The organism is Streptomyces sp. NPDC057638 (assembly GCF_042800315.1).
Lineage (GTDB): Bacteria > Actinomycetota > Actinomycetes > Streptomycetales > Streptomycetaceae > Streptomyces.
Map to the genome: position 1 here is coordinate 1 of NZ_JBHVHF010000546.1, position 2,513 is coordinate 2,513.

Annotated in this window: 2 protein-coding genes; both read right to left on the bottom strand. The window is 70.8% G+C overall.

Features of this window, described 5'->3' with window-relative positions; translation table 11 throughout:
- Positions 1–97: 97 nt before the first annotated feature.
- Complete coding sequence (locus tag ACFVIM_RS34570; protein WP_384310198.1) at positions 98–1,153, bottom strand: lysophospholipid acyltransferase family protein; 1,056 nt, start codon at positions 1,151–1,153, stop codon at positions 98–100.
- Positions 1,154–1,168: 15 nt separating this feature from the next.
- On the bottom strand, positions 1,169–2,320 hold the full coding sequence (locus ACFVIM_RS34575; RefSeq protein WP_384310200.1) for an NAD-dependent epimerase/dehydratase family protein: 1,152 nt from the start codon (positions 2,318–2,320) through the stop codon (positions 1,169–1,171).
- Positions 2,321–2,513: the final 193 nt, after the last annotated feature.

The window sequence follows — 2,513 nt, forward strand, 5'->3', positions numbered from 1 at the left end:
GGGCACATGCCCCGGCCCCACCGGCATGGTCACGACCAACCCCCGCCGACGGGCCGTACCCCGATCGCCCTGAGACACAGCGCAGGCCCCGGAAGCGTCAGAAGAAGACCGACCTCCGCTGCACCAGCAGCTTGTAGAGGGTGTGCTGGATCTGCTCCCGCACCTGATCGGTCAGATTGAACATCAGCATCGGATCGTCCGCCGCCTCCGGCGGATATCCGCCGGTCTCGATCGGCTCTCCGAACTGGATCGTCCACTTGGTGGGCAGCGGCACCGCCCCCAGCGGTCCCAGCCAGGGAAAGGTGGGCGTGATCGGGAAGTAGGGGAATCCGAGCACCCGCGCCAGGGTCCTGGAGTTCCCGATCATCGGATAGATCTCCTCCGCCCCGACGATCGAGCACGGCACGATCGGCACTCCGGCCCTCAAGGCCGTGGAGACAAAGCCACCACGGCCGAAACGCTGGAGCTTGTAGCGCTCGCTGAAGGGCTTCCCGATGCCCTTGAACCCCTCCGGCATCACCCCGACGACCTCACCACGGCGCAGCAGCTTCTCCGCGTCCTCCGCGCAGGCCAGGGTGTGCCCGGCCTTGCGCGCCAGCTCGCTCACCACGGGCAGCACGAAGACCAGGTCCGCGGCGAGCAGCCGCAGATGACGGTCGGCCGGATGCTGGTCATGGACGGCGACCTGCATCATCAGCCCGTCCAGCGGCAGCGTGCCGGAGTGGTTGGCCACCACCAGGGCGCCGCCTTCGGACGGGATGTTCTCGATGCCCTTGACCTCGACCCGGAAGTACTTCTCGTACAGGGGCCGGACCAGGGACATCAGAACCTGTTCGGTCAGCTCCTCGTCAAAGCCGAACTCATCCACCTCGTACTCGCCCGTGATCCGGCGGCGCATGAAGGAGAGCCCACGGGCCAGCCGGTCGTCCCAGCCTCCGCCGCCGGAGGAGGAGTCCGGCGGGGTGGGCGGCTGGTCATCGGCGGCGGGTGGCTGGTCCTCCGCGCGGCGGGCGCCCGGGAGCGGGCTGACCGGGTTCTCGCGTTCGGTGGAGCCGCTGGCGCGCGCGGCTCCAGCGGAGCGGCGCCGTCCGGAGCGGGGCGCACCACCCCGCGTACGGTCGTCGTCAAACGGAATGACCTTGGCGTCCGCCATCGTGCCTGCGCTCCCTCAGTCGCTGTGCTGGCCCGGGTCCGGGACGGCGCGTCGGCCGCCGGAGTCCCGTTGGCCCGGGGTGCTCCGGACCGTCTTCTCCGAATCCCCGCCGCCTCCGCTGGACCCACCGCCCCCGGCGGCCCGGCCGAGGGCCGCCCCGACCCGGTCGACCACCCGGACCAGGGTCTCGGGCGGCAGCAGCCCCGGGCCCCTGCTCCGGGCGAAGTCCGCGAAGGTCTGCGGAGTCGTGAACCTCGGTTCGAACCCCAGTGTCTCCCGCATCTGTGCCGTGGAGACCACCCGGCCATGGGTCAGCAGCCGGATCTGCTCCGGGGAGAAGTCCGTGACACCGACGGTACGCAGCGCGGAGCCGACCCAGCGGACGGCGGGCAGCAGCACCGGGACCGTCGGCCGTCCCAGGCGCCGGGAGCACTGGGACAGCAGCAGCACCCCGTCACCGGCGATATTGAAGGTGCCGCTGTTGAGCGTCCCGCGCCGGGGCTCACGCGCGGCGATCTCCAGCACATCCACCACATCGTCCTCATGGACAAACTGAAGCCGTGGGTCATAGCCGAAGACGGTCGGCAGTACCGGCAGCGAGAAGAACTCGGCCAGCGGGGAGTCCGCGCGCGGCCCGAGGACATTGGCGAAGCGCAGCACGCACACGGCCACATCGGGCCTGCGCCGGGCGAACCCCCGGACATACCCCTCGACCTCGACCGCGTCCTTGGCGAAGCCCCCGCTCGGCAGTGACTTGGCCGGGGTGGTCTCGGTGAAGACGGCGGGATCGCGCGGGGCCGAGCCGTACACACTCGTACTCGACTTGACCACGAGACGGCGGACGGTCGGCGACTTCTGGCAGGCACCGAGGAGCTGCATGGTGCCGATGACATTGGTCTCCTTGACCGAGGCCCGGCCTCCGGTACCGAGTGGGGTGCCGGTGACGTCCAGGTGGAGGACGGTGTCGACGGAACGCTCGGCCAGGACCCTGCCTATCGCGGGCTGCCGGATGTCGGCGCGGACGAACTCGGCGCCGTCGAGACGGTACCCGGTCTCCACGGCGTCGACCCCGATCACCCGCTCCACCTCGGGATCGCGCTGAAGCCGTCGCACCAGGCGGGCCCCGAGCTGCCGGGCGACTCCGGTGACGAGCACGACCTTCCCCAAGACCAGCGCCTTCCCTCGGCTACGACTGCCAGCCACCGTAGCGGGTCACCGCCGCGCTGTGCCGGGCACGCCCCGCCCCTGGCCGGTCCCGGCCCCCAACGCATCGTGGCCCTCCCACCGGGTGGTGGGGGGGGCACGATAAAAAGGACAGCGACCGCGTACGTCTTGTTGCGGGGCTGAACGCGGGTGCGCG